A 22822-nucleotide genomic window follows, 5' to 3' on the forward strand; every position below is an offset into this window, starting at 1 on the left:
ACACCGACCGGGCAAGCGGGGGCGACAGTGCGCAGCCGACAGGCGCGGAATGTCTCTGCAATGCGATCGACGACAATCGACAAGTCTTTGGCGCGCGGACCGGACGATCCCGGCGCCGCCGATCTGGTTAGTGTGGAAGCGAGCAGTCATGCGTAGCTTTGTGGTCTTCACACGCACCTGCCTGGCGGGCGCCGTGCTGGCCGTGGTTGCAACGGGCGCATGGGCCGGCGAGGCCGACAGCGCCAAGACAGACGACACCTCGTCGCTCATCGATCTCTTTCGAGACGGTGTTCGGGCCTACTATCGCGGCGACAAGGCGATCGCCGTCGATAAGCTCTCCAAGGCGGCGGAGAACGACCATACGATGGCCCAGTGGAAGCTCGGCCGGATGTATGCCAACGGCGATGGCGTCGACGAGGACGACCTGAAGGCATTCGAATATTTCAGCCGGGTCGCCAACGCCCATGTCGACGAGGCGCCCAGTTCGCCCCAGGCGCCGTTCGTGGCGGATGCGCTGATCGAGCTCGGCGACTACTACGTCACCGGCATCAAGGACAGCGCGATCAAGCCGAACGTGGAACGCGCGCGCAATCTCTATACTTACGCCGCCTCCTATTTCGGCAACGCCCAGGCCCAGTACCGGCTCGGCCGGATGTATCTGGAAACCGACGCCAACGACCGCGACCCGCGCCTCGCCGCGCGCTGGCTTAAGCTGTCGGCGGAAAAGGGCAATCCGGATGCCCAGGCGATGCTGGGCGATCTCCTGTTCTTCGGCGACGACCTGCCGCGCCGCCCGGTGACCGGGCTGATGTGGCTCACGATCGCCCGCCGCTCGGCGACGGATACGGATTCGGAATGGATCCGCGAGCGTCAGGAGAAGGCCTTCGCGCGCGCCTCCGACGACGAGCGCAAGCGGGCGACCCAGCTGGCCGACACCTGGCTCGGCCACAACAGCCGGACGAATTAGCGACGGTCGTCCTGAGCGCTGGAAAGCCGTTCGGGAACGCGAGCGCTCTTGACGATCCGACGTCAGCCCTGCGGGGTTTCTTCCAACTCGTCGGGAAGCTCCCGGTCGAAGCCGTGCATCAGCTCCAGTCGCGATCGGGTCCAGATGTTGCGATCCGGATGGGCCGCATCGGGATTGTCGAGGCTCGCCACCGTCACATCGATCAGGGGATCGTCATCCAGCCGGAAGGTGAGGGAGGTCCCGCACTCCCGACAGAAGGTCCGTGTCGCTCGCGCGCTGGAGCGGTGCTCGGCGGCCCGCCCCGAGGTCCAGGCGAAGGCGCTGACGGGAACGGTGGTCCATGTGACCACGGTCGCGCCCACCGCCTGCTGGCACATGCGGCAATGGCAGTGCGCGGTATCGTCGAGGGAATGGGTCAGCCGGTAGCGAACCGCGCCGCAGAAGCAGCCCCCCGCATGGACCATCGGCTCCGGCAAATCGCTCATCGTGTTCGGGTTCCGTCGGCCTCAGCGGGAAAGATCAAACCGAAAGCGTTGCCACAACGGGAACATGGTCGGACGGCTTGTCCCGGCCGCGTACGTCGCGCTCGATGGTGACGGCTTCCAGGCGATCGGCCGCCTGGGGCGACAACAGCATGTGATCGATCCGGATTCCGTTGTCCTTCTGCCAGGCGCCGGCCTGATAGTCCCAGAACGTATAGCACGCAGCGTCGGTGGTGGCGCGCACCGCGTCCGTATAGCCGAGCGCCTGTAGCCGGCGGTAGAAGGCGCGGCTTTCCGGTTGGAACAGCGCGTCGTTCACCCAGGCTTCCGGCCGCTTGGCGTCGATCGGGTCGGGAATGACGTTGTAGTCGCCGGCGAGCACCACCGGCTCTTCCAGGGCAAGCAGCTCCTCCGCCCGCCGGATCAGCCGGTCGGCCCAGGCAAGCTTGTAGGCGAACTTGTCGCTTTCGACCGGATTGCCGTTGGGAAGATAGATCGACGCCACCCGGACGACGCCGGCATCGGTCGAGATCACGCCTTCCAGATAGCGCGCCTGTTCGTCATCCGGGGCACCGTCAAGGCCGCGCTTGGGATCCTCCAGCGGTCGCTTGGAGAGGATCGCAACGCCGTTGAAGCCCTTCTGACCGTGGGTGGCGACGTTGTAGCCCAGGCTTTCGAACGGATCGACGGGGAAGCCCTCGTCGACCGACTTGATTTCCTGCAGGCAGACAACGTCCGGCTCCGCCTCGCGCAACCAGCCGAGCGTGGTGTCGAGACGGGCCTTGATGCCGTTGATGTTCCAGGTCGCGATTTTCACGGTGGGGCGCTGCCGGGTCTTCTCGATCGGAAATGGCTCAAACGATTGCCGCGTCGAATCGCGCCCACCGTCGCAAGGACAGTGTCGTCAGCCGATCGCTTGGCGCAAGAGGACCGGCGGGCCGGATCAGAACAACGAGAAGCTGGTGCCGCAGCCGCAGGAGGAGGTGGCATTCGGATTGCGGATCTGGAACGACTGGCCGATCAGATCGTCCACGAAGTCGATCTCCGAGCCGGAGAGATATTCCAGCGACATCGGATCGATCAGCACCGTCGCCCCGTCGCGGGCGATCACGATGTCGTCGGCTTCCCGGTCCTGGACCAGGTCGAAGGTATATTGAAAGCCCGAACAGCCACCGCCGGAGACCCCGATGCGCAGCGCCGTTCCTGCCGGCTCATTGGTCAGGATCTTCGCCACACGCCGGATTGCCTTGTCGGTCACAACCACTCCGGGCGCCGTGTCCGCTTCCATGGCTTCCATGATCTCGATCTCCTGTTCGCACGCGTTGTCGGCTTGTCAGTCGACCCGCCTCATAGTTAAGAGGTCTCCGACCATCGTCAAACCCCGCAAGTGGTCACGAGAGAGGGCGCGGTGAGCGAAGACAGGGGCTTTGAACGGCCGCGCGCACCCTATGCCGCCGATCCTGAGCGCTCGCGCGGGCGGCGGATCGTCGAGCCGGGAAGCCGCACGCGTTCCGATTTTCAGCGCGATCGCGACCGGATCGTGCATTCTACCGCCTTTCGTCGGCTGATGCACAAGACCCAGGTGTTCGTCTCGCTCGAAGGCGATCACTATCGCACTCGGCTCACCCATTCGCTCGAAGTTGCGCAGATCGCTCGCTCGATTTCCCGGGTGCTCGGCCTGGACGAGGATCTCGCCGAGTCGGTCGCGCTCGCCCACGATTTCGGCCACACGCCCTATGGGCACGAGGGCGAGGATGTCCTCGATCGCTGCATGGCCGGCTTCGACGGATTCGACCACAACGCCCAAAGCTACCGGATCGTGACCCGGCTGGAGCGGCGGTACGCGACCTATGACGGGCTGAACCTGACCTGGGAGACGCTGGAAGGACTGGTGAAGCACAACGGACCGCTGGCGAGCCGTGAGGGAATCGGGATCGGGCGCTATGCCGACCGTCCGCTGCCGCACGCTTTCGCCGCCGATCCGGACTTTTTGGGGCTGGAACCCTGGACCCAGCCGGCGCTGGAAGCCCAGGTCGCCGCGATCGCCGACGACATCGCCTACGATGCCCACGATATCGACGATGGGCTCCGGGCCGGGCTGATCGAACTCGACGATCTGCGGGGGGTGCCCCTGATTGGCGATTTCCTGACGGAGATTGACACGCGCTATCCGGGGCTGGAGCGCGCCCGGGTCGTGCACGAAATCGGGCGCCGCGTGCTGACCCGGATGATCGAGGACGTGATCGACGAAAGTCGGCGCCGGATCCTGGCAAGCGGTGTGGCAAGTGTCGACGCGGTGCGCGGATGGCCGCAGCCGCTGGTCGCCTTTTCGGCGCCGATGGCGGAGGCGGAGCGGGCGGTGAAGGCGTTCCTGACGAAGCGGGTCTACCGCGCGCCGTCGGTTCTGGCCGTGCGCGAGCAGGCGGGCCAGATCGTGGAAGATCTGTTCACCGCGTTCGTGGAGCGTCCGGAGCGGATGCCGGAGGAGTGGCGCCGCGATCTCGATCCGGCCGACGCGCGTCGGCTGCGGCGACGGGTCTGCGACTACATCGCGGGCATGACCGATCGCTTTGCGCTCCAGGAACACCGGCGCTTGTTTGACGCAACCCCGGAATTACGTTAGATCACCCGCCGACTGCACGGGTCGATCTTCCGAAGAAAAGCTTTATTTTTCAGCGTCTTGGCGCGCTTGGCGCGGAGCTTCGGTCCGGCTTCCCGCTCCCCTGGCGCGTGTGTGCGCTGTCGCTTGTTCGGGCAAAGCATGAATATTTTCGTCGATTTCGCCGATCGGATGGCCGTCATCCTCGGCAACCTCGGTGTGACCGCAGAAGACGGTCAGGCGGTTGATCGCTCGCGCATCGTCGTGGAGCCGCCGCGCGATCCCGCCCATGGCGATCTCGCCACCAACGCCGCCATGGTGTTCGCCAAGGCAATGGGCCGTCGCCCGCGCGATCTCGCGCTCGATATCTCCGAGAAGCTGGCGGAGGACCCGGACGTCGAGGCGGTGGAGGTCGCCGGCCCCGGCTTCGTCAACATTCGCCTGACCCAGAGGACGTGGACCCGGCTGTTGGCCACCATCCTGGAGAGCGGGATGAACTATGGCCGGTCCGAGCGCGGCGCCGATCGCCCCGTCAATGTGGAATATGTCTCGGCCAACCCGACCGGGCCGCTGCATGTCGGCCATTGCCGCGGCGCCGTCGTGGGCGACGTGCTTGCGAACCTGCTTGCTTTTTGCGGCTTCGCCGTCACCCGCGAATATTATGTCAACGATGCCGGCGCGCAGGTCGACGTGCTCGCCCGCTCCACCTTCCTGCGCTACCGGGAAGCGCTCGGCGAGGAGATCGGGGCGATTCCCGAAGGCCTGTATCCGGGCGAGTATCTGAAGGATATCGGCGCCGGCCTGGTCGAGCAGCACGGCCGAGGGCTCCTCGACATGGAGGAGGTCGACTGGCTCCCCATCGTCCGTCCCTTCGCCGTCGACCGCATGATGGAGATGATCCGGACGGACCTGGCCTCGCTCAGGATCGTCCATGATGTCGTGTTTTCCGAGCGCTCGCTGGTGGCGAACGGGCGCGACCGGGTGGCCGAGGCGATCGCCTATCTCACGGAGCGGGGCCTGATCTATCAGGGCACGTTGCCGCCGCCGAAGGGTCAGCCGGACGAGGAGTGGGAGGATCGTGAGCAGACTTTGTTCCGGTCCACCGACTTTGGCGACGATATCGATCGCGCGCTGTTGAAATCGGACGGCAGCTATACTTATTTCGCCTCCGACATCGCCTATCACTACGACAAGATCAGCCGGGGCTTCCTCGACATGATCGACGTGATGGGAGCCGATCATGGCGGCTACGTCAAACGGATGAAGGCGGCGGTCGCGGCGCTGACGGACGGCAAGGGCTCGCTCACCATCGAGCTTACCCAACTGGTCAAGCTGTTTCGGGGCGGCGAACCGGTTCGGATGTCGAAGCGGGCCGGCGATTTCGTGACCTTGCGGGACCTCGTGGACGAGGTCGGGCCGGATGCGGTCCGCTTCATGCTGTTGTTCCGCAAGGCGGACGCGCCGCTGGACTTCGATTTCAAGGCTGTGACGGAGCAGAGCCGCGAGAACCCGGTCTTCTACGTGCAGTATGCGCATGCGCGCTGCGCATCTGTGCTGCGTCAGGCGCGCGAAGAGATGCCGGATCTGGATGTCTCCACACCGGCTTTGGTCGCCACGCCGCTTGCCCGGCTCGACGACCCCGGCGAGCTGGCGCTGATTGCGAAGCTGGCGGAATGGCCGCGAATCGTTGACGCGGCGGCGGAGGCGCGCGAACCGCATCGGATCGCATTTTACCTCCACGAGTTGGCAAGCGCATTCCACGGACACTGGAATCGCGGAAAGGAATTGCCACACTTACGCTTTATTAAGGCTGAGGATTCAGGCTTCACCCAGGCTCGGCTGGCGCTCGTCTTGGCGACGCAGACGACCCTGAAGGTGGGATTGTCGGTCCTGGGCGTCTCGGCTCCGGATGAGATGCGCTAGCGCATCGTTCGACCTGATCGGGTGATCGGGTTTTACGGGACGATGCGCCGGGTTTGATGGACGGGCACGTCCTTCTCCAATCGAATGGTGGCATTCGGTCGGTGCGTGCTCCGACGGAAACCCTTGGTCGCATCCAGATCGAGACGCCGGGCCAGCTAAGAGAATACGGCGGTTCGAAGAATGACGAACTCGAAGACGAACCTGCGTCGCTCGGTCGGGCCGCGTCGGCCTGGGCGGGATGATACTGTTGGTGGATCGGAGCCTGATGATCCGCTGGCCGAACTGACGCGGTTCATGGGCGGCGACAGCGAGGCGGACGAGTGGACGCGTCCTCAGCGCCCCAGATTGCGTCCCCGACCCGCGGCGACCGAGACGTCGCAAGGCGACGATGCGTTCGCTGACGAGGGCGGGCGCGACGATGTGCGTCCGGACGCCTTCGCGGCGGTGCGCGCGGCCTTCGAGACCTCCGCCACGGACGACGGCGAAGGGGAGGGCGATCCTCTTCGTGCCGACAACGATGCCTGGATCGAGACCGACGAGGCCTGGGAGAGCGAGGACGCATTCGATCCTGAGCGCCCGGAAGCGGCGTCGACGGAGGACGATCAGGACGAGGCGTTGTTTGCCGCCGGGATCGCCGAAGATCTGGCCGACCCCGATCCGGGCTTCGACGACGAGGCTTCCCTGGAGGACGATTTGCCGGAGGCAGACGCCTCTGAACGCGAGCCTGCCGAGGCCGAGCAGACCGATGTCGACGAGCCTGAGGCGGACGCGGAGGTCTCCGACGATCCGTTCATGCTGGCGTTGATGCAGGAGCTCGACAGCGACCAAGGTGCCGAAAGCGTGAAGGCGGCGCCCGCCCGCGAGGAAGCGCCGAAAGAGACGTCGGTGACCGGCCGCACCTCCTCGTTCATTCCGCGGGCAACGCCGCGGGCGCCGGCGCCTGACATGGGTGGCTCCGCGTCGACGTCATCGTCGTCCAGCGAGTTTACCCCGACGCCTGAGCGTGGGGCCGGCGAGCCGGTGCGCTCAACCGTTGAGATGTCCGGCTTGGCTGCGACGCCGTCGGAGTCGTCCACGCCCGCCGCTACCAGCCGGCCGGAACCGACATCCCCGTCTCCGAAGCCGAGCCTCGAACCGTCACCGGTTCGCGCACCGGGCGATCCCGCCGCCGCGCGCGCTCCTCAGCGTCCGGCGTTCGGGACGCGTACCGAGGCGAGCCAGGAGCCCGCTCCGGCCCAATCCGCAGCATCTGCGCCCGCATCGGACACCGAAACGACCGCCACGATCGAGGCCTTGCACCGGCTGCGGGATCGCTTCGGCCGTCGGGACGAAGTGGACCATCAGGCGAACTCCGAGACGCCCGCGCCGCAAGCCGAGGCTCCCTCCGAAAGCGCGCCGGCCGCAAAGGCTCCGGATCGGCCCCTGCCTAGCCGGCCCACGCTTCAAAGCGGTCCGGCGGCGCCCGCCGCAGAACCGACTGCGAGTGCCACCCCGTCCGGGGGGGAACCGACCGCGAGCGATACCGCGCCGCCGAGCCGATCCTTCGCCACCGGCGCCACGCGTGAAACGCCGGCTCCGCGCCCGACACCCACATTTGCCAAGCTGGATGACTGGGAAGAGCACCCGGCGCATCGGGCGGCCGAAGCGCCACGGCCGCAACGCGTGACCTGGGCGGATGAAGCCGAACGCGCTCAGTCGACCCGCGCGGCGGCTTCCCCGGTTGCCGCCAAGCCTGCCGACGAGGCGCCGCGCGCCGCTGCTGCGGCTGAGGATGTGGCCGAGGAAAAGGCTGGGGCCGCCAGCGTGCCTGCTGCAGAAACGGAAGCGGCGGTCGACGAGATCGATTTCGAGTTCGATCTGGGCCTCGGCACCGAGACGGACGAGCAGGAGGCGGCCGAGGCCGAAGCTGGGCCGGCAGAGGCCGCGAAGAAGGCGGTCGAGCCGACGGAGACGCCGTCGGAGCCGTCCGTGGAAGACGCAGAGGCTGCCGGACCTGCCGTGGCGGTGCCCACGGTGCGGCCGCGCCGCACGGTCCCGAGCTTCCGGTTCGATCTCGGCGAACGTCGCCAGGAACCGGCCGAGCCGGAGCCGACGGCGGAAAAACCGCGCGGCTTTCCGCTCGGAGATCTTCCGGGCGTCGACGAGGAAAGCTGGCGCGGTTGGGCCTCCTCCGGGAAAACCGAACCGGTGCGCGGCAAAGGCGACGAGACCTCCGGCTCGGCCGATCAGCTCGCCGATGCGCTGTTTACCGAGGAAGAGCTGGATACGACGGACCTGCCGCGCATTCTGGCGCGCCGGATCGATGCCGACGAGGACGAGTTCGCCGAGGATGGCGCAGAAGATGATCGGTACGCCGAAGGCGACGAGGGCGACGGCTATGAGGACGATTACGAATACGACGACGAAGACGACCGCTACTACGACGAGGCGGAGCCGGAATGGGAGGACGATGATACTCTGCCGCCCCATTCGCTGGCGGAGATGGATGCCGCTCTGGGGCTGTCGGAGCGGCCGAAGCGTCGGCGGATCTGGCGGGCCGTTGCGGCCGTCGGCATCGTCGTGGTGCTCGGCGGTGTCGGCTACTTCGTCTACGGCATGACGACTGGCACGGAGGTCGACGACGGACCACCGCCGGTGATCCAGGCGAGCGCTGACGGGGTCAAGGTGATGCCGGAAGGCGGGGCCGCGAACGGCGACGGCAGCAAGTCCATTCAGGACCGCGTCGGCGCGGAGACCGGACGTCTGGTCCAGAGTTCCGAAGAGCCGATCGATCCGTCCCAGTCCGCCGGGGAGGGGACGTCGTCGCCGATGCTGCCCAAGCGCGTGCGCACGCTGGTGGTTCGGCCCGATGGCACGATCGTGCCGTCCGACGAGTTGGAATCCGCCGGCGCGGCGGAAGCCCAGCCGCGCGTCATCGATCAGACGTCGACCGCTTCTTCCCAGCCGTCGACGGACGCAGCCGCGCCGGCGTCGTCCAGTCAGTCGTCTTCCGCGCCTGAGACCGTGTCGACTGCGCTTCCCGGAACGTCCGAAGCGGAGGATATGGCGGGGGCGACCGAGACTGCGTCCACCGGAACAGCCTCCGATCGGATCGAGACCGCAACGACCGAAACGACGACGACCGAAACGGCGGCTGCCGAGCCGTCGCAACTGTCTCAGCCCTCGCCGATCCGAACCTCCGAGCGGTTGTCCAGTGCGGTTCCGCCGACCCCGAGGGCCCGCGACGACAGCGGCACGCGCTCCGTCTCCACCACACGAGTGACGTCTCAGCCGAGCCGGGGGCCGTTGTCGCTGGTGCCCGACCAGGGCAATTCGGCGACATCGTCCGCGACCACGTCGACGCCGTCCTCGACGACGGGGGTGGGCGAGAGGGTCTCGCCCTCCGAGCTTGCCGCCAGCGCCCAGCGTGCGAACCAGCAGCGCACGGCGGCGACGCGGCAGAGCAGTTCTGCTGCAACGAGTTTGGCGGCAACGTCCGCTCCCGCGGCCGCGTCGGCGCCCTGGTCGGTCCAGGTGAGCTCGCAGCGCTCCCAGGACCAAGCCGAAGCGGCCTATCGCCAGCTTCAGCAGCGGTTTCCGTCGATCTTGGGTAGCCGCTCGCCGGACATCCAGGTCGCCGATCTCGGCTCGCGTGGCACCTTCTACCGGGTGCGGCTGCCGGCCCAGAGCCGGGACGCGGCGAACCAGCTCTGCTCGGAGCTGAAGGCGGCGGGCGGCGACTGCTTCATCGGGCGGAACTAGAGCGCTTCCAGGCGAAGTGGACACCGGTTCGCCGTCCGGAAGCGCGTGAAATAACGGCCGGCGCGCGGTCACGCGCTGGCTTCGCTTGTTCCTGTTTTCGCCGAGGTGAGCGGGCGAAAGGCTTGTTATTCCGTCCCAAAGCCCTGGAGGACATGGGTGAGGTTGTCGCCCAGGGCGGGCGAGAGGTAGCCGCCCTCCTGCACGAACAGGGTCGGCAGGCCAAGGTCCGCGATTGCCGCGCCGATCCTGGCAAAGCCCGGTGTCGTAACGGCAAGCCCCTGAAACGGGTCGTCGATATGGGCGTCGAGCCCAAGTGCGATCACCAGCGCGTCGGCGCCGAAGGCGGCGATCCGCTCGAAGGCGGTCTCGAGGGTGTTGAGATAGTCCTCGTCGCCGGTCTTGCGCTCCAACGGCAGATTGAGGTTGAAGCCGAGACCGTTGCCGTCGCCACGCTCCTGGGCGTGTCCCCAGAAGAAGGGATAGAATCGCACCGGGTCGGCATGGATCGACACCGTCAAAACGTCGTTGCGGCGATAGAAGATTCCTTGCGTGCCGTTGCCGTGATGGACGTCGATATCCAGGATCGCAGGCCGCTTGCCGGCGGACCGCAGACGCTCTGCGGCGATGCCGGAATTGTTGAAAAAGCAGAATCCGCCGGCGAGATCGGTGAAGGCGTGATGGCCCGGCGGGCGGGAAAGCGCATAGGCCGCTCGTCCGCCCGAGAGAAGATAGTCCACGCCGGAAACCGCCGTCTGGGCCGACCAGTAGGCCGCCTCGAAGGTGCCAGCGGCGATCGGGCAGGCGGTGTCGGCCTGGTGATAGCCGGCCTGGCCGACGGCGGACTTCGGATAGCTGTCGGACCGGTTGGCCGGATGGATGTTCGGGATCACTTCCGCGCCGGCTCCGTCGATGCGCTGCCAGCGCGGGAAGATCGTCTTCAGAAAGGCGATATATTCGGCGGTGTGAAGGGCGGCGATCGGCCCGGTGCCGGCATCGGCGGGGGCCTCGAACCGACAGCCGGCGGATTCCGCCGCCGCCTTCAACACCTCAATGCGTTTGGGCTGCTCCGGATTGGGCAGGATCGTGCCGTTCGCCATGAAGTGTTTCGGATCATGGTGCCACTGGCGCTCGTCGAAGAACGCTTTCATTGCGGGCCTCCCGGAGTGGATGTGAGGGCGGCGAATTGGTCCGCGCCAAGCGTGAGGACGATTTCGCCGATTGCGGCTTCGAAGCCGAGCCGGTCGTAGAAAGACCGGGCGCGCGGGTTGTCGTCGTAGACCGCAAGCTTCAGAAAGCGCGCCTGCCAGACCGCACCGGCATCGTGCGCCACGGCCCGAAGGAGGCGGGCGCCAAGCCCGCTGCCGCGCACTGTCTCTGCGACCCAAAGATCGGAGAGGTAGATCCCGGGTCCGCCGCGAATGGTGGAAAAGACCGGCGAGTAGAGGGCCGCGCCGACGATCTCGCCGTCCGCTTCCGCGATCTGGGCGCGGAAAACCGGATTATTCCCAAAGCCGGCGGCACGAAGCGAGGCGGATGTTGCGGCATGGGCATCGCCGATCGTTACGGAAAGCTGGCGCAGGGCGGCGTCGAGTCGGTCCGCGTCGGGTGCCTCTGCCAATCTGACCTGGATTTCTGTCATGTCAGATTGCCGTCCGGTCGGCGCCCTTGAGGCGCAGCATCGTGCGCGCCTCTGCGGGTGTCGCGGGGACGCGACCCATGTCCTCCACGATCCTGCGGATCTTGGCGACCTGCTGGGCGTTGGAGGTGGCGAGCTCGCCGCGCGCGATCATCAGGCTGTCTTCCAGGCCGACGCGGACATGCCCACCCATTGCCGCAGCCATGCTGGCGAGCGGGATCTGATGGCGCCCGGCAGCCAGGACGGAGAAGGCGTAGCCGTCGCCGAACAGCTTGTCGGCGATCGTCTTCATGTGTGTCAGATTTTCCGGATCCGGGCCGATCCCGCCCAACACGCCGAACACGAATTGGATGAAGAAGGGCGGTTCTACCAGGCCGCGTTCGGCGAAATGGTGTAGCATGTAGAGATGGCCGACATCGTAGCACTCGAACTCGAAGCGGGCGCCGCGCTCGGCTCCGAGCTCGGTCAAGATGCGGGCGATGTCGCGCGGCGTGTTCTTGAAGACCAGGTCGTCGGAGCTTTCCAGGAATGACTTTTCCCAGTCGTGTTTCCAGTTCGTGATCCGCTCTGCTGCCGGATAGAGCGCGAAGTTCATCGTGCCCATGTTGAGCGAGCACATCTCCGGCGCTGCCTGTTTCGGTGCGGCCAGCCGCTCGTCCAGCGTCATGGTCGCGCTGCCGCCCGTTGTCAGGTTCAAGACCGCGTCGCGCGCCTGTTTGATGCGGGGCAGGAAGGCGAAAAAGTGCTCCGGCGCGGCGGAGGGGCGTCCGCTTTTCGGGTCGCGGGCGTGGAGGTGCAGGATCGCCGCGCCGGCTTCGGCGGCATCGACGGACTGGGCGGTGATCTCGTCCGCCGTCACCGGCAGATGAGGCGACATGGACGGGGTGTGGATCGACCCCGTCACGGCGCAGGTGATGATGATCTTGGACACCGGATCTCTCAGGACGTCTGCGTCAGTGCGGGCTGAATCTCGTCGTTGAATTGCCGGAGCGAGCGGTCCAGCAGCTCCACGATTTCCTCGATCTGGGGCTCCGACACGATCAGGGGTGGGCAGACCAGGATATGATCGCCCTCGACGCCGTTGCGGCTGCGGCGTGAATAGACGATCAGCCCGTTGTCGTAGGCGATCGTGACGAACCGGTCGAAGGCGGCGAGTTGCCGGGGGAGCGGTGCCATGGTCCGGCGATCGGAGACGAACTCGAAGGCCGTGAGCAGGCCGAGGCCGCGCACATCGCCGATGATCGGATAGCGCTGCATCAGATCTTCGAGCCGGGCCTTCAAGGTTCGGCCTGTCCGTTCGGCATTCTCCACCAGCCCCTGGCGCTCGATCTCCTCGATCACGGCGAGCCCGGCGGCGCAGGCGAGCGGATTGCCGGCATAGGTGTAGCCGTGCTGGAAGCCGCCGGCATCGAGCACCGGTTCCACTAGCCGGTCGTGGGCGGCCATGGCGCCGAGCGGCACATAGCCGGCTGCAAAGCCTTTCGAGAGCACCACGATGTCGGGTTCGCTTTCCCAATGCTCGCCGGCAAGGAAGCGCCCCGTGCGCCCGGCGCCGGTCATCACCTCGTCCAGGATCAGGAGCACGTCGTAGCGTCGGCAAATCTCCTGCACCCGCTCCATGTAGCCCGCCGGCGGGACCAGCGCGCCGGTCGAGGCGCCGCCTATCGGCTCGACGATGAAGGCGAGCACGGTCTCGGGGCCTTCCTCCAGAATCGCGCGCTCCAGCATGTCGGCATAGTGGTGGCCGGTGGCGGGATCGTCCGGATCGAGACCGTCCAGATAGGCGCGCGGGGCCGGCACCTTCGGCATCTCGCGCATCATCGGCTCGAACGGCGCCGTCAGCGGCGCGTAGCCGGTGAGGGCGAGCGCGCCCAAGGTGGCGCCATGATAGGACGGCGCCCGCGAGATCACCTTCCAGCGCCCGCCTTGGCCAGTCGCGACCGCATATTGGCGGGCGAGCTTGATCGCGCTTTCCACCGCCTCCGATCCACCGGAAACGAAGAAGATCCGGTTCAACCCGTCCGGCATCAGCGCGGCCGTCTTGGTTGCGAGTCGCTCGGAGGCTTCGGTCTCGAAATGCAGCCGGTAGCCGAAGGTCGCCTTTTCCATCTGCAGCCGCATGGCCGCGAGCACGTTTTCGTTGGAGTGGCCGATGTTGCAGACCATCGCGCCCGACGAGCCGTCGATATAGCGCTTGCCGTCGATGTCCCACATGTAGATGCCGCGGGCTTCGTCCAGCATCGGTTTGCGCCGGCGGCTTTGGTAGAACAGGTGGCTGTGGGGGTGGGCGACCATTGGGGGATCCGAACTCAAGGAAACGATACTCAGGAAGCGGGAAGGGCCGTGCAGTCGCGCGGCCGCAGCCGAAGCGACACGGCGGCGCCCTCGGCGAAAGGGTGCTCGTCGATCATGTTGATCGCCTGGAGCTGGTGGTCGCCCACGCGCACGAAATAGCGGGCGGCCTGACCTTGATAGTCCACGGTCTCCACCACGCCGTCGGCGGCGATCAGGTCGTCGGCGGCGGCACCCGGCGGGGCGAGCTGCAGCTTTTCCGCCCGCACGATCAGCTTGACGGGGCCTTTGCCATTCAGCTTCTGGGCGCGGTCGCGTGGGATCGCGATGCGGCCGAGGCTGGCGGCTTCGATCCCTACCGTGTCGCCATCGCTGCCCAGGCTCGTCGCGTCGAGGACGTTGGAAGCGCCCAGGAAGCGGGCGACGAATTCGCTTTCGGGATTGTTGTAGACCTCTTCCGGCGCGCCGACCTGCTCGACCCGACCGGCGGACATGACCACCACCCGGTCCGACATGGCGAGCGCCTCGGACTGGTCGTGGGTGACGAACACGGTGGTGACGCCGATGCGGTGCTGGATCCGCTTCAGCTCCACGCGCATGTCTTCACGAAGGTTCGCGTCCAGCGCCGACAGAGGCTCGTCCAGCAGCAGCACGTCCGGCTCGATCACGACGGCACGGGCGAGCGCAATGCGCTGCTGCTGGCCGCCGGAGAGCTGTTTCGGATAGCGGTCGCCGACATGGGGAAGCTGAACCAGCTCCAGCGTTTCCTTCACCCGCCGTTCCGCGTCCGCCTTGGAGACGCCGCGATATTTCAGCCCGAAGGCGATGTTCTCCGCGATCGTCTTGTGCGGGAACAGGGCGTAGTTCTGGAACACTAGGCCCAGATTGCGCTTGTGGATCGGCACGTCGTTCATGCGCCGGCCCTTGATCATGATCTCGCCCTCGCTCGGGTCGATCAGGCCGGCGATCATGCGTAACGTCGTGGTCTTGCCGCACCCGGACGGGCCGAGCAGCGTGACGAAGCTTCCCTCCGCGATCTCCATCGACATGGGATGGAGGGCGGTGAAGCTGCCGAAGCGCTTGGCAATATTGGAAAGGGTTACCGCGCTCACCGATCCGGACCCGCTGCTCGAACGTGGGGAAGGACGCGCCCGAGGCGAATGCTTCGCGCGCGCCGTTTTCGTCAGTTGGCTCAGTAGCCTTTTTCGATCCGGCTGAACTTCTTGGACCAGGCCTGCTCGTGGCCGTTCCAGTAGGCCGGGTCGGCGAAGGTCAGGCCGGAGAGCGTTCCGGTCGGGTCGAAGGCGGGCAGCTTCGGGATCTTCTCGCCGAGATCGACTTTCTTGGGGTCGAGGGCCGGCGGATAGTTCTGGCCTTCCGCCACCGCGATCGAGGTCGCCGGCGCGAGCATGAAGTCGAGCAGCTCCTCGCAGGCCGCCATCGGCGAGCCCTTGATCACGAACAGGCATTCCTGCCAGCCGAAGCCGTTCGGCGGATCGTAGTAGCCGATGTCGTGACCCTGCTCCTGCAGCGCGTAGATGCGGCCGGACCAGCCCTCTGTGACGTAGATTTCCTCTTCGGCGAGCAGGCTCATCAGCTCCGCGCCGGAAGTCCAGTATTTCAGCACCAGATCGCGGTTGGTGCGGATCGCGTCCCAGATAGCGTCCATGTCGGTTGCGCCATTGGGATCCTGTCCGGTCTGCAGCGAGGCGTACCAGATCCGCGTGCGCCAATCGCTCCAGCCGCCGATCTTGCCCTTGTAGGCATCGTCGATGAGGATCTTGGCACCCTTCTCCTTCACCTCGTCGTCGGAGATGTGCTTGCGATTGTAGGCAATTCCGGTGGTGCCGTAATCGTAAGGCACGCAGGAGAGCTTGCCGTCGGTGACCTTCTTGAACACCTCCGTCAGCTTTGGAATCACGTATTGCAGGTTCGGGATCTTGCTCTCGTCGAGCGTGGAACCGAGCCCGAGATTGATGTAGCGGACATAGTCGAACACGCCGGAGAGGTGGGCGATGTTGTACTCGCCCGGCCGGCTCGCTTTGACCCGCGACAGGAACTCGTCGCCGCCGCCGAAGGTGCCGTCGACCACCTTGATGCCAGTCTTTTCGGTGAACGGGCCGAAGGCATATTGGCGGAAAGCTTCGGAAACGACGCCGCCCCAGCCGTCGAAACGGACCTCCTCCACGGCGGCCAACGCCTGGCGGGCGAACGGCATCTGGACGCCGTAGGCAAGCCCGGCCGCGCCGAGGAGACCGAGGAAGCTGCGCCGGTCGAGATCGCCATTCATGTAGCGTTCGCGTAGGCGCTCGTAGCGTTTGGTATCGTCCATTGGTGGCTCCTGTTCTCTACTGGATGGTCTGTTTTGTCGTTGTCATTGTTGGGGGCGGTGCTATCCGCCGCGCCGGGCGGCCAGCCGGCGGGCGATCGCAAGCCCGGCGAGCGGAAGACCGACGGTCAGCACGATCATCACGGTGCCGAGCGCGTTGATCTCCGGCGAGATGGAGTTGCGCAGCATCGCGAAGATCTGGGTGGGGACGGTCTCCACCCCGCCCGGCTTCCAAAACAGCGTGCCCGTGATGTCGTCGAACGAGATGGTGAAGGCGAACAGCATGCCCGCGAACACGGCCGGCGCGAGCAGGGGCAGAGTGATCTGAAAGAAGGTCTGGATCGGGCTTGCGCCCAGGCTCATGGCCGCCTCTTCCATGTCGCGCCGGATCCCGACCAGCCGCGCCTGCACCACCAGCACCACGAATGGCAGCGTGAAGATCACGTGGCCCATCAAGAGGAGCGGGAAGCTCTTCGGCATCGACAGAAAGTTCAGGAACAGGAGTAGAGCCACCGCCAGCACCACTTCCGGCACCAGGATCGGTGCGATCAGCACGGTGGAGATCAGGTTGGCGCCGGGCACCCGGTAGCGCACCAGCGCCAGGCTCGCCAGCACGCCGAGGGTCGTGGAAATCACCGCCGTCAGCGCGCCCAGCACGATGGAGGTTTGGAACGCGCGCAGGATCGCGTCGTTGTTGGCTAGCTCCACGAACCAGTGCAGCGACAGCCCGGTCATGGGGAAGCTACCGAACTGGCTGGCGTTGAAGCTCAACAGCACCACCACCGCCACCGGCAGGAACATGAACAGGTAGACCAGCGCGGTCCACAGCCGGATCAACGACCATCCCATCAGCCGAGCCCCTTCATCAGTTGGGCCATGCCGAGGAAGCGATTGTAGACCAGCACCAGCGCGCCCAGGACGACGAGCAGCATTAAGGACAGGGCGGAGCCGAGCGGCCAATCGAGCTGGGTGATGATCGCCTCGAACACCAGGTTGGCGAACATGGCGTCGGTCGGTCCGCCCAGCACGAGCGGGGTGATGTAGGTGCCGGCCGACAGTACGAAGCAGAGCAGGCCGCCGGCCGCCAGTCCCGGCAGCGACAGCGGCAGCGTGACCTCCAGGAAGGTGCTCCAGCGGGTGGCGCCCAGCGAGCAGGCGGCATCTTCCAGCGTCGTATCGATCCCTTCCAGGCTGACGAACACGTTCAGGATCATGAACGGCATGAGAAAATGCACGAGACCCAGGATCACCGTGGTCTCGTTGTAGAGCATCTGGATCGGTTCGGAGATGATCCCGAGCGCGATTAGAATGGAATTCACCGCGCCGGACACGCCAAGAATGTTGATCCACGACATCGTGCGGATGATGTAGCTGATCCAGAACGGCAGCATCAGCAGAAGAAGAAGAAGAACCTTGTTTCCGCGGGAGCGGGCGATGAAATAGGCGGTCGGATAACCCGCAATCGCGCAGACGAGTGTGGTGAGTGCCGCGATCTTGAGCGTGTTGAGGAGAATATCCCTGTAAAACGGGTCCGAAAGCGCTTCCTGCCAGTTGTCGAGATAGAACCCGACTTGATCTGCGCCGGTCGCGGTCCGCAACCAGAAAGAATAGACCACGATAAAGAGCAGCGGAACGAACAGAAGAAGCGTCACAGCCGCTAGGGCAGGCGACAGCAATATCCAAGGCTGGCGCGCCTCACGGCGTTCGACCGACATTCGATGCCCCTCGGTTCGGCGAATGTCTTGACTTTGCCGGCAGGGCGGGCATTGATCAAATAGATAATCGATATTCTGACTATAGGAATGAGCTATGGTCTCGGATGAGGTTCCGCTGCAGCCTTCCGAACGGCTGGTTCGCGAACTCGATTGGAACCTCCTGCGCACCTTCATCGTGCTGGCGGAATCGCGCTCGGTCACCGAAGCCGCCCGCAAGCTGCGGCTCAGCCAGCCCTCGGTCTCCACGGCCCTGAAGCGGCTGGAGACGCGGATCGACAAGAAGCTGATCGAGCGCGCGCCCGGCCACTTCCGGCTGACCCATGCCGGCGAGCTGCTCTATCGCGAAGCGGTCGATATTCGCGGTGCGATCTTCCGGTTGACGACGCTGGTGCGCGACGTCACCGACGAGGTGCAGGGCCACGTCAAGATCGCGGTTGCAAGCCACGTGGTCTGTCCGATCTTCGACGCCGCACTCGCGCATTTCTATGCTCGCCATCCCAAAGCGACGGTGTCGATCGACGTTCATTCCAGCCACGATGCGGTGGCCGCCGTCACCGGGCGCAGCGCGAGTTTTGCCATCTGCCTGGTGCGCGAGCGCAACCCCAAGCTGGAATATAGCCGGCTCTACCGGGAGTTTTTCGGACTGTTTTGCGGTCCGCCGCATCCTTTGTTCGGCCGGAGCGGGCTCAAGCATGGCGATTTGGCGGGCCACGCTTCCGTCAGCTTCGAAACCGATCGGCTGCACGACGTCCTGCGGCCGGTGACGTTGATGCGTGCGGAGGCAAATCTCGGCGAGCGCATCGTCGGCACCTCTTCCAACTTGGAAGAGGTCCGCCGGATGATCATTGCCGGGCTCGGTATCGGGCCATTGCCGGTGCACGTCGCCAAGGGCGATGTGGAGGCGGGTCTGCTCTGGCATTTGCCGCCCTACGACAAGATGCCGGAGATCGATGTCCATGTGGTGTGGAACCCGCGCGCCAACCTGAACCGGGCGGAACAGGCGCTGCTTGCCGAACTGCAGACGCGCATCGAGGCGACGCCGATCGCGGAGCGGACCTACCGATAGGTCGGTCGCGGGATGTAAGGAGCCGGACGGCTTGCAAAACCGTCTGCCTCCTTGAAATCTAAGGGAGCTTTGCCGACAAGGGGATCGGGCGCGTTCGGTTCCGCAAGGGCGGCTGGTTTGGGAAGGACACGATATGCGAGGCGAACCCGGCCAGGCCGATCCGGCGGGCGCAGGGTGCCGGGCCGATCGGGAGGAGCTCTCCCGGAAGCTTCGGCTGACGGCGCTCGCGCTCGGCTGCGCCACCAACAAGGAGCTGTGCGCTCGCTTCGCCACGGTCAATCCAAACACGGCGTTCACCGCGCAAAACGCCTACAAATGGGTGGGTGGCAAGGCCACTCCGCGGCTCTCAAGCGTCTACGAGGATTGGGCGCGGGTGTTGGGCGAAGATCTGACCGCGTCTTTTGTCGCCGCCGCCTCGTTCAAGGAATTCGCCGCGGCCGTGCAGGAGCGCCATCCCCTGCCCGAGGCGGCCCTGGCGCGGCTCGAGCGCGATCGGGTGGAGGGGCGAGCCGTCCCGCTCGATCCGGCGACCCCGGCGCCTGAGCCGCGGACTCAGCCGCTTTGGCAGTCCAACCATTTGCTGTGCGGCGGCTATCTTGCGATGTCCTATGCCTGGTCGCGGGCGGAGACGGGAAATCTCATTCTCGGGCGCATGGAGGTCGAAGCCCGGCCGGATGGTGGGCTCGATGCCAGCTACACGGAGAAGCTATTCGGTCGGCTGGTGCCGATGATGGGCCAGGTCTCCGGCGACGGACGGGCGGCCCAGGCCGTCTTGCGCTGCAGCTTCAGCGGGCGGCTCTATTTCCTGGCGCTTCAGGTGCCGTCGCCGCCGGCCAATCTCGTCGGCGGCATTCTGGTTGGCTCCGCGCTGCACGATCCGAACGCGCGGGCGCTTGCGGGCCGCATGCTCCTGGTGCGTGATCGCTCGGTCGGGCAATTGTCGGGCGGACTTGGCTATCTGCCGCCGGACCCGGCCCGCCTCGACGGGGAAATCGCGCGGCTCGGCTATGCCGACACACCGGAGCGTCAGGCGGCAAGCCAGGCTTTGATCGATTTTCTCGACCGGGCGCCAGAGGTGCCGATGCACCAGGATGTGCCCCAGGAGGCCGTCTTGGAGCTTGCGATCGCGTTCGATCGGCTGGAGGTCGCTGCAGCACCACCTGTACGGATCGTCACGTCGCGCTGACCTGCGCCTTCGCCGGGTCCATTTCCTGCGACCCGTCGCCGACGCGGCGCAACGGCGCCCCGTCCAAAACGTCCGCCTCGATCGCCTCCAGCGACCGGCCTTTGGTTTCGGGAACGAACAGAATGCCGATCACAAAAGCGATCGCGCACATCGCCATGAAGATCGCGATCACGCCCGCAAGTCCGATCGTGTCGACCAACGTGAGGAAGGTGAACGCCACCAGCATGTTGAAGAGCCAGCTCGTGGCCGATGCCGTGGCGATGCCGGCCTCTCGGATGGTGGAGGGGAACAGTTCCGACATCAGCACATAGGGAAGCGGTCCGAGGCTGACGGCGAAGGCGACGATGTAGACGCCGAGGCCGATGAGCCCCAGGGTCGGCAGGCCGAACAAAGCCGACGCGATCACCGAGGCGAGCCCCGCCACCATCACCGCGCTGCCGACAATCATCAACGGCCGGCGGCCGGCCCGGTCCACCAGCCAGAGCGCGACGATGGTGGCGAGGAAGTTCAAGAGCCCCAGCCCGAAGGTGGCGGCCAGCGCCGCGGTGCGGGCGGTGTATCCGAGCTGCTCGAAAATGTGCGGCGCGTAGTAGAGGATGCCGTCGATGCCGCTCAAATTCTGCAGCACGAACAGGAAGCTGCAGAGCACGAGCACCGCCATGGTGGTGCCGCGGCGGACCGTGGCGGCGATCGCGCCGCGGGGCGTGCCGTCTTCCATCGCCCAGGCGGTGATGTCCTCGTCGAGCCGCAGCCGGTCGGCCGCTTGCAGGGCGTTCTGCTTATGGCCGCGGGCGATCAGCCAGCGCGGGCTTTCCGGAAGCAGCGCGACGATGGCGAGCCCGCAGCCGGCGGGCACGATGCCAAGACCCAGGATCAGCGACCAGGATTGTTCGCCCGGAAGCAACAGCGGGGTGGCGTAGGCTGCCAGGATACCAGCGGTGACGGCGAGCTGAAACGAGGCGACGACGGTGCCCCGGTGGCGCGCCGGGGTGATCTCGGCGCCGTACATCGGCGCGATCATGGAAGAGAGCCCGACCGCGATCCCCACCAGCATTCGGGCGGCAACCAGGAGCGTGTAGCCGGGCGCCGACAGCGCGATGATATTGCCGATTACGGCCAGTGCGAAGGCGATCAGAAGCACCTTCTTGCGACCGAGACTGGCACTTGAGGGCCCGGCCGCGATCGCGCCGAGGAAGCAGGCGGCCGGTACCGACGCCACCAGCACTTGCTGGCCCAGAATATCGAGCGCCAAGGTCGCCTCGATCTCCTGCAACGCGCCTGCGATTGCCGCCGTCGAATAGCCGAACAGGAGTCCCGAAAGCCCCACCATGGCGGCGGACAGGCAAAGCGCGAGTTGCTGCATGATGGGTCTGCCGATCTTTTCCAGTTTCTTCCAATCGGTTCGAATCTTGGTGATTCCACCGAAGGGCAGGCGGAATATATAAGATCAACTAGAAGAATATTTGTTGTCGCTCAATAGTTTCTTTGCTATTTCAGAAGAACTCGCATCCGGAAGGTGCGAATTGGAGTCGCTCGGGGGGAGATGACAGTGTCTGACGCGGCCAACGAGAATACGCGCCACGTGCATGCCAATCGGCTTGCGATCGATGGGGGCACGCCGGTGCGCACGGCGCCGCTGCCTTGGGAGCTTCCGGGGGCCCATTTCGTCGGCGAGGAGGAATTCGAACTCGTCTCGCGGGTGGTGAAGGCGCGAAGCCCGTTCCGGTTCTACGGTCCCGATCCGCAGCACATGGTGGACACGCTTGAGCGAGAGTGGTGCGAGACCTTCGGCCACAAACACGCGCTGGGCGTGTCGTCGGGCACGGCGGCGCTTTCCATCGCAGTGTCGGCCCTGGAGATCGGTCCGGGCGATGAGGTGCTGCTGCCCGGCTATCTGTGGGTGAGCTGCGTCTCCGCCGTGGTGCGGGCCGGAGCAATCCCGAAGCTGGTCGATATCGACGAGACCTTCTGCATCGATCCGGAAGACCTGAAGCGGAAGATCGGGCCCAACAGCCGTGCGGTCTTGTGCGTGCACATGAGCGGGGCGCCCGGACGCATCCGGGAGATCGCAGAGGTCTGCCGGGAGAAGGGGCTCGCGCTGATTGAGGACTGCGCCCAGGCAGCCGGCGCCAGCGTCGGTGGTACTCCGGTCGGTCGGTTCGGCGACATCGCGATTTACTCCTTCCAGCTCAACAAGAACATGACCTCGGGCGAGGGCGGGCTGATGGTCTGCCAGGACGAGGCGCTCTATCGCCGCTTGGTCGCTTTGCACGACCTGGGCTATGCCCGCACGCCGTTGGGTCGTCTCGACACCTCCGACGAGGCCTGCCAGCTCTGGGGCGTGGGCGCGCGCATGTCGGAGCTTGCCGGTGCCATGGCGCTGGCTCAGATGCGTAAATTGCCGGCGATCACCGGTGCTATGCGGGACTCCAAATGGCGCATCCGCCGGGCGCTTGCCGACATTCCGGGCCTCAAATTTCGTGCCATTCCGGATCCGGAAGGCGATACCGGCCCGTTCCTGCTGATGATCCTTCCCGACAGCGGCTCGGCCGACCGGTTCGTGGCGGCGCTGCGCGCGGAAGGGATTGCCGGACCGGACGGCAGCCTGGCCTGCCTCACCATGCGGGAGTGGGGGCTGCACTGGTATTTCAACATCCCGAGCCTGGTGCAGAAGCGCTCCAATGCTCGCGATGGCTTTCCCTGGACCCATCCGTCGAACGCCTTCGCGCAGGGCTACAGCTACGCCCATGGGGCGCTGCCCCAGTGCGACGACCTGCATTCACGAGGAGCGATCCTGACCATCGCGTCCACGCTGAGCGAGGCGGATGAGGCAGATATCGCAACCGCGGTGCGCAAGGTCGCTGCGGTCGTATTGGGTTGAGGACC

19 protein-coding genes are annotated in these 22822 nt (G+C 65.9%); 7 read left to right on the forward strand and 12 right to left on the reverse strand.

Going from position 1 to position 22822, the window contains the following annotated elements; genetic code table 11:
* Positions 1-148: 148 nt before the first annotated feature.
* Positions 149-967: a tetratricopeptide repeat protein gene (locus HNS03_RS13275; RefSeq protein WP_367195968.1), complete on the forward strand. Its 819-nt coding sequence runs from the start codon at positions 149-151 to the stop codon at positions 965-967.
* Positions 968-1029: 62 nt separating this feature from the next.
* On the opposite strand, the gene HNS03_RS13280 is transcribed toward HNS03_RS13275, so the two are convergent.
* The 3 genes from HNS03_RS13280 to erpA all read right to left on the reverse strand — a co-directional run bounded on the left by HNS03_RS13280 (position 1030) and on the right by erpA (position 2737).
* Positions 1030-1452, reverse strand: a complete 423-nt coding sequence (locus HNS03_RS13280; RefSeq protein ID WP_367195970.1) for a GFA family protein — start codon at positions 1450-1452, stop codon at positions 1030-1032.
* Positions 1453-1486: 34 nt separating this feature from the next.
* Positions 1487-2266, reverse strand: coding sequence for an exodeoxyribonuclease III (gene xth / locus HNS03_RS13285; RefSeq protein ID WP_367195972.1), 780 nt, complete (start codon positions 2264-2266; stop codon positions 1487-1489).
* 126 nt (positions 2267-2392) lie between these two features.
* Positions 2393-2737, reverse strand: coding sequence for an iron-sulfur cluster insertion protein ErpA (gene erpA / locus HNS03_RS13290; RefSeq protein ID WP_367196006.1), 345 nt, complete (start codon positions 2735-2737; stop codon positions 2393-2395).
* A gap of 120 nt (positions 2738-2857) precedes the next feature.
* Between erpA and HNS03_RS13295 the strand changes: the two genes are divergently transcribed.
* From HNS03_RS13295 to HNS03_RS13305, 3 genes are all read left to right on the forward strand, one after another.
* Positions 2858-4072 carry a deoxyguanosinetriphosphate triphosphohydrolase gene (locus tag HNS03_RS13295; RefSeq protein WP_367195974.1) on the forward strand — a complete coding sequence of 405 codons (1215 nt, stop codon included), beginning with the start codon at positions 2858-2860 and terminating at the stop codon, positions 4070-4072.
* A 138-nt stretch (positions 4073-4210) separates the two neighbouring features.
* Positions 4211-5971, forward strand: coding sequence for an arginine--tRNA ligase (argS, locus tag HNS03_RS13300; RefSeq protein ID WP_367195976.1), 1761 nt, complete (start codon positions 4211-4213; stop codon positions 5969-5971).
* A 180-nt stretch (positions 5972-6151) separates the two neighbouring features.
* Complete coding sequence (locus HNS03_RS13305; RefSeq protein ID WP_367195978.1) at positions 6152-9712, forward strand: SPOR domain-containing protein; 3561 nt, start codon at positions 6152-6154, stop codon at positions 9710-9712.
* 125 nt (positions 9713-9837) lie between these two features.
* On the opposite strand, the gene HNS03_RS13310 is transcribed toward HNS03_RS13305, so the two are convergent.
* The 8 genes from HNS03_RS13310 to HNS03_RS13345 all read right to left on the reverse strand — a co-directional run bounded on the left by HNS03_RS13310 (position 9838) and on the right by HNS03_RS13345 (position 17684).
* On the reverse strand, positions 9838-10860 hold the full coding sequence (locus HNS03_RS13310) for a histone deacetylase family protein (RefSeq protein ID WP_367195979.1): 1023 nt from the start codon (positions 10858-10860) through the stop codon (positions 9838-9840).
* Positions 10857-11351: an N-acetyltransferase family protein gene (locus tag HNS03_RS13315; protein ID WP_367195981.1), complete on the reverse strand. Its 495-nt coding sequence runs from the start codon at positions 11349-11351 to the stop codon at positions 10857-10859. The genes HNS03_RS13310 and HNS03_RS13315 overlap by 4 nt, the downstream gene beginning before the upstream one ends.
* A gap of 1 nt (position 11352) precedes the next feature.
* Entirely contained in the window at positions 11353-12279 is a 927-nt protein-coding gene (locus tag HNS03_RS13320) for a 3-keto-5-aminohexanoate cleavage protein (protein ID WP_367195983.1), read from the reverse strand.
* An 8-nt stretch (positions 12280-12287) separates the two neighbouring features.
* On the reverse strand, positions 12288-13643 hold the full coding sequence (locus HNS03_RS13325; RefSeq protein WP_367195984.1) for an aspartate aminotransferase family protein: 1356 nt from the start codon (positions 13641-13643) through the stop codon (positions 12288-12290).
* 29 nt (positions 13644-13672) lie between these two features.
* Positions 13673-14752 carry an ABC transporter ATP-binding protein gene (locus HNS03_RS13330; RefSeq protein ID WP_367195986.1) on the reverse strand — a complete coding sequence of 360 codons (1080 nt, stop codon included), beginning with the start codon at positions 14750-14752 and terminating at the stop codon, positions 13673-13675.
* A gap of 80 nt (positions 14753-14832) precedes the next feature.
* Entirely contained in the window at positions 14833-15972 is a 1140-nt protein-coding gene (locus HNS03_RS13335) for an extracellular solute-binding protein (protein WP_367195988.1), read from the reverse strand.
* Between the two features lie 60 nt (positions 15973-16032).
* Complete coding sequence (locus tag HNS03_RS13340; RefSeq protein ID WP_367195989.1) at positions 16033-16818, reverse strand: ABC transporter permease; 786 nt, start codon at positions 16816-16818, stop codon at positions 16033-16035.
* The gene (locus HNS03_RS13345) at positions 16818-17684 is read right to left on the reverse strand and encodes an ABC transporter permease (protein ID WP_367195991.1); all 867 of its coding nucleotides are present in this window, start codon (positions 17682-17684) and stop codon (positions 16818-16820) included. Before HNS03_RS13345 ends, HNS03_RS13340 begins: the two co-directional genes overlap by 1 nt.
* Positions 17685-17778: 94 nt before the next feature.
* Between HNS03_RS13345 and HNS03_RS13350 the strand changes: the two genes are divergently transcribed.
* Complete coding sequence (locus HNS03_RS13350; RefSeq protein ID WP_367195992.1) at positions 17779-18750, forward strand: LysR family transcriptional regulator; 972 nt, start codon at positions 17779-17781, stop codon at positions 18748-18750.
* Positions 18751-18883: 133 nt separating this feature from the next.
* Positions 18884-19936 carry a hypothetical protein gene (locus HNS03_RS13355; protein WP_367195993.1) on the forward strand — a complete coding sequence of 351 codons (1053 nt, stop codon included), beginning with the start codon at positions 18884-18886 and terminating at the stop codon, positions 19934-19936.
* On the opposite strand, the gene HNS03_RS13360 is transcribed toward HNS03_RS13355, so the two are convergent.
* Positions 19923-21299: a sugar porter family MFS transporter gene (locus HNS03_RS13360; protein WP_367195994.1), complete on the reverse strand. Its 1377-nt coding sequence runs from the start codon at positions 21297-21299 to the stop codon at positions 19923-19925. The genes HNS03_RS13355 and HNS03_RS13360 overlap by 14 nt on opposite strands.
* Positions 21300-21479: 180 nt before the next feature.
* Here HNS03_RS13360 and HNS03_RS13365 point away from each other — a divergent pair, with 180 nt between their 5' ends.
* Positions 21480-22817 (forward strand): DegT/DnrJ/EryC1/StrS family aminotransferase, encoded by a 1338-nt coding sequence (locus tag HNS03_RS13365; protein ID WP_367195995.1) that lies wholly within the window; start codon positions 21480-21482, stop codon positions 22815-22817.
* Positions 22818-22822 lie beyond the last annotated feature (5 nt).

Origin of the sequence: Amorphus sp. 3PC139-8 (genome assembly GCF_040750475.1) — a bacterium.
In the GTDB taxonomy this organism is placed as follows: Bacteria; Pseudomonadota; Alphaproteobacteria; order Rhizobiales; family Amorphaceae; genus Amorphus.

What these genes read in the sequence shown, in the direction of transcription:
- HNS03_RS13275 (WP_367195968.1), top strand. Translation starts at nt 149, where the DNA reads ATGCGTAGCTTTGTGGTCTTCACACGCACCTGCCTGGCGGGCGCCGTG.
- HNS03_RS13280 (WP_367195970.1), bottom strand. Translation starts at nt 1,452, where the DNA reads ATGAGCGATTTGCCGGAGCCGATGGTCCATGCGGGGGGCTGCTTCTGC.
- erpA (WP_367196006.1), bottom strand. Translation starts at nt 2,737, where the DNA reads ATGGAAGCGGACACGGCGCCCGGAGTGGTTGTGACCGACAAGGCAATC.
- argS (WP_367195976.1), top strand. Translation starts at nt 4,211, where the DNA reads ATGAATATTTTCGTCGATTTCGCCGATCGGATGGCCGTCATCCTCGGC.
- HNS03_RS13305 (WP_367195978.1), top strand. Translation starts at nt 6,152, where the DNA reads ATGACGAACTCGAAGACGAACCTGCGTCGCTCGGTCGGGCCGCGTCGG.
- HNS03_RS13310 (WP_367195979.1), bottom strand. Translation starts at nt 10,860, where the DNA reads ATGAAAGCGTTCTTCGACGAGCGCCAGTGGCACCATGATCCGAAACAC.
- HNS03_RS13315 (WP_367195981.1), bottom strand. Translation starts at nt 11,351, where the DNA reads ATGACAGAAATCCAGGTCAGATTGGCAGAGGCACCCGACGCGGACCGA.
- HNS03_RS13325 (WP_367195984.1), bottom strand. Translation starts at nt 13,643, where the DNA reads ATGGTCGCCCACCCCCACAGCCACCTGTTCTACCAAAGCCGCCGGCGC.
- HNS03_RS13335 (WP_367195988.1), bottom strand. Translation starts at nt 15,972, where the DNA reads ATGGACGATACCAAACGCTACGAGCGCCTACGCGAACGCTACATGAAT.
- HNS03_RS13340 (WP_367195989.1), bottom strand. Translation starts at nt 16,818, where the DNA reads ATGGGATGGTCGTTGATCCGGCTGTGGACCGCGCTGGTCTACCTGTTC.
- HNS03_RS13345 (WP_367195991.1), bottom strand. Translation starts at nt 17,684, where the DNA reads ATGTCGGTCGAACGCCGTGAGGCGCGCCAGCCTTGGATATTGCTGTCG.
- HNS03_RS13350 (WP_367195992.1), top strand. Translation starts at nt 17,779, where the DNA reads ATGGTCTCGGATGAGGTTCCGCTGCAGCCTTCCGAACGGCTGGTTCGC.
- HNS03_RS13355 (WP_367195993.1), top strand. Translation starts at nt 18,884, where the DNA reads ATGCGAGGCGAACCCGGCCAGGCCGATCCGGCGGGCGCAGGGTGCCGG.
- HNS03_RS13360 (WP_367195994.1), bottom strand. Translation starts at nt 21,299, where the DNA reads ATGCAGCAACTCGCGCTTTGCCTGTCCGCCGCCATGGTGGGGCTTTCG.
- HNS03_RS13365 (WP_367195995.1), top strand. Translation starts at nt 21,480, where the DNA reads ATGACAGTGTCTGACGCGGCCAACGAGAATACGCGCCACGTGCATGCC.